General features: G+C 70.4%; 2 protein-coding genes. One reads left to right on the top strand and one right to left on the bottom strand.

The annotated features are described in order from the left end of the window. Positions 1-98: 98 nt before the first annotated feature. Complete coding sequence (locus AB0G13_RS34305) at positions 99-503, bottom strand: YjbQ family protein (protein WP_357883753.1); 405 nt, start codon at positions 501-503, stop codon at positions 99-101. A 310-nt stretch (positions 504-813) separates the two neighbouring features. On the opposite strand from AB0G13_RS34305, the gene aceE reads away from it, so the two are divergent. Beyond that, positions 814-3,558, top strand: coding sequence for a pyruvate dehydrogenase (acetyl-transferring), homodimeric type (gene aceE, locus AB0G13_RS34300; RefSeq protein WP_357883750.1), 2,745 nt, complete (start codon positions 814-816; stop codon positions 3,556-3,558). The last annotated feature ends 125 nt before the right edge of the window (positions 3,559-3,683 follow it).

Below are 3,683 nucleotides of genomic sequence, written 5' to 3'. Positions count from 1 at the left end.
ACACCCCCCGGATCATCCAAACGACAGGGGCAGGAAGTCATACCGGGCCGGGCGACCGAGGGTCCCCGGCTGGGGACGATCAAGAAGGTAACGGGTGGTCAGCCGGGCAGGAACGAGAAGCGGACGCTGCGGGTGGGGTTGTCGCCGTTGGGGTCGACCAGGCAGATCGACTGCCAGGTGCCCAACGCCAGCCGGCCGCCGACGACCGGCAGCGTCGCGTACGGGGGGACGAACGCCGGCAGCACGTGGTCGCGCCCGTGGCCGGGCGAGCCGTGCCGGTGCCGCCACCGGTCGTCGGTGGGAAGCAGGTCGTCGAGCGCGGCGAGCAGGTCGTCGTCGGACCCCGAGCCCGTCTCGATGATCGCCAGACCGGCCGTGGCGTGCGGCACGAAGACGTGCAGCAGACCGTCGCCCTGCCCGGAGACGAACCGCTCGGCCTCCACGGTGATGTCCCGGACGGTCGGCCGGGCCCCGGTCTGGACCGTGATCACCTCACTGCGCATACGACGCATTCTGCCCGAGCGGGGCACCAACCGCCGCCGGAGTCCTCCCCACCGGGCCGGCGCCCCGCCCCGGGCACGCCGACCAGCAGCGGCACCGGCACCCCCGGGCCGAGGTTGAGCGCCGAGCCGGGACGGCAGGGGGACGGGGACGCCGGGCCGCCCGGCTCGCACCGGGCGGCCGGTCGCGCAAAGTTACCGGCGGGTACCTGTGTCGCGCGTCGCGTCTCCGGGCGGTGGGCGTGACGGCGGGTGCCACCAGGAGGCAGGATGACGCTAGAGACCTATCCCACACAGAACCGAGGGAACGCCTGTGGCTACGGAACGCAAGCGCCCGGTGATCACCGCTGGTCTGCCGAGCCAGCTTCCGGACATCGACCCTGAAGAGACCAGCGAATGGGTCGAGTCGCTCGACGGTGTCATCGACGAGCGCGGGACCAAGCGCGCCCGCTACGTCATGCTGCGCCTGCTGGAGCGGGCCCGCGAGCGCCAGGTCGGGGTGCCGTCGCTGACCACCACCGACTACATCAACACCATCCCGCCGGAGCGCGAGCCGTGGTTCCCGGGCGACGAGCACGTGGAACGGCGGATCCGGGCGTACGTCCGGTGGAACGCGGCCATGCTGGTGCACCGGGCGCAGCGCCCCGAGATCGGCGTCGGCGGGCACATCTCCACCTTCGCCAGCTCGGCCTCGCTCTACGAGGTGGGCTTCAACCACTTCTTCCGCGGCAAGGACCACCCGGGCGGCGGCGACCACATTTTCTACCAGGGCCACGCCTCCCCCGGTATGTACGCGCGGGCGTTCCTGGAGGGGCGGCTGACCGAGCACCAGCTCGACGGGTTCCGCCAGGAGCTGTCGCACCCGGGCGGCGGCCTGCCGTCGTACCCGCACCCCCGGCTCATGCCGGACTTCTGGGAGTTCCCCACGGTCTCCATGGGCCTGGGCGGGCTGAACGCGATCTACCAGGCGCGGTTCAACCGCTACCTGCACCACCGGGGCATCAAGGACACCTCGGACCAGCACGTGTGGGCGTACCTGGGCGACGGCGAGATGGACGAGCCGGAGACGCTCGGCGCGATCGGTGTGGCCGCCCGCGAGGAGCTGGACAACCTCACCTTCGTGATCAACTGCAACCTCCAGCGGCTCGACGGGCCGGTGCGCGGCAACGGCAAGGTCATGCAGGAGCTGGAGGCGTTCTTCCGGGGCGCCGGCTGGAACGTCATCAAGGTGGTCTGGGGCCGGGAGTGGGACCCGCTGCTCGCCGCCGACACCGACGGCGCGCTGGTCAACCTGATGAACACCACGCCCGACGGTGACTACCAGACCTACAAGGCGGAGTCCGGGGCGTACGTCCGGGAGCACTTCTTCGGCCGCGACCAGCGGACCCGCAAGATGGTCGAGGACCTCAGCGACGACGAGATCTGGAACCTCAAGCGGGGCGGGCACGACTACCGCAAGCTCTACGCGGCCTACAAGGCGGCGATGGAGCACACCGGCCAGCCGACCGTGATCCTGGCCAAGACGATCAAGGGCTGGACGCTGGGCTCGCACTTCGAGGGCCGCAACGCCACCCACCAGATGAAGAAGCTGACGCTGGAGGACCTGAAGACCTTCCGCGACCGGCTCTACCTGGACATCCCGGACAAGGCGCTGGAGGACAACCCCTACCTGCCGCCGTACTACCACCCGGGCGAGAAGTCCGAGGAGATCGCCTACCTCAAGGAGCGGCGCCAGCAGCTCGGCGGCTACCTGCCGTCGCGGCGGTCCGGTCAGAAGCGGCTGGCCATCCCCGGCCCGGAGCGCTTCGCCGACGTCAAGCGCGGCTCGGGCAAGCAGAAGGTGGCCACCACGATGGCCTTCGTCCGCCTGCTCAAGGACGTGATGAAGGACAAGGAGTTCGGCAAGCGCTGGGTGCCGATCATCCCGGACGAGGCCCGCACCTTCGGCATGGACTCGCTCTTCCCGACGCAGAAGATCTACTCGCCGCACGGCCAGCGGTACACCTCCGTCGACCGGGAGCTGTTCCTGTCGTACAAGGAGGCCGTCGGCGGGCAGATCCTGCACGAGGGGATCAACGAGGCCGGCTCGGTCGCCTCGTTCACGGCGGCGGGCTCGGCGTACGCCACCCACGACGAGCCGATGATCCCGATGTACATCTTCTACTCGATGTTCGGGTTCCAGCGCACCGCCGACGGGCTGTGGGCCGCCGCGGACCAGATGGCCCGGGGCTTCCTGCTCGGCGCCACCGCCGGCCGGACCACGCTCAACGGCGAGGGGCTCCAGCACGAGGACGGCCACTCGCTGCTGATCGCCGCCACCAACCCGGCGGTGGTCGCGTACGACCCGGCGTTCGCGTTCGAGATCGCGCACATCGTGGAGAACGGCCTGCACCGGATGTACGGCGAGGCGCAGGAGAACGTCTTCTACTACCTGACGATCTACAACGAGCCGATCCTCCAGCCGGCGGAGCCGGAGGGGGTGGACGTCGAGGGCGTGCTCAAGGGCATCTACCGCTACTCCCCCGCCCCGTCGGTGGGCGACGACGCGCCGAAGGCCAACGTGCTCGCCTCGGGCACCGGCATGCAGTGGGCGCTCAAGGCGCAGCAGCTGCTGGCCCAGGACTGGGGCGTGGCCGCCGACGTCTGGTCGGTGACCTCCTGGACGGAGCTGCGCCGGGACGCGGTGCAGTGCGAGGAGCACAACCTGCTCAACCCGGGCGCGGAGCAGCGGGTGCCGTACATCCAGCAGAAGCTGGCCGACGCCGAGGGCCCGAAGGTCGCGGTCAGCGACTGGATGCGCGCGGTGCCGGACCTGATCGCCCGCTGGGTGCCGGGTGACTACACGTCCCTCGGCACGGACGGGTTCGGCATGTCCGACACCCGGCACGCCCTGCGCCGGCACTTCCACGTCGACGCCGAGTCGGTGGTGGTCGCGACGCTGCGGCAGCTGGCCCTGCGCGGCACGGTACCGGCGAGCGTGCCGGCCGAGGCGGCCAAGAAGTACGCCATCGAGGACGTCAACGCGGCCCCGGTCGGCGAGACCGGCGGCGACAGCTAGGACGTACGCGACGAAGGGCCCGGCGCGGGTGGATGCTGTTGGTTAATTTGGGTTCTACTGCTTCGCCCCGTCGGATCTATCCGGCGGGGCGAAGTTGTGCGAAGTGGCTGGTGCGGGTGCCGGCT

It is taken from the genome of Micromonospora sp. NPDC023633 (assembly GCF_040640035.1).
GTDB lineage: Bacteria > Actinomycetota > Actinomycetes > Mycobacteriales > Micromonosporaceae > Micromonospora.
Note: the sequence above shows the minus strand (reverse complement) of the source record. Positions and strands in the feature narration are given on the sequence as shown.

Bases quoted from the DNA above. Each gene is read 5' to 3' on its own strand.
- AB0G13_RS34305 (WP_357883753.1), bottom strand. From the start codon at position 503: ATGCGCAGTGAGGTGATCACGGTCCAGACCGGGGCCCGGCCGACCGTC.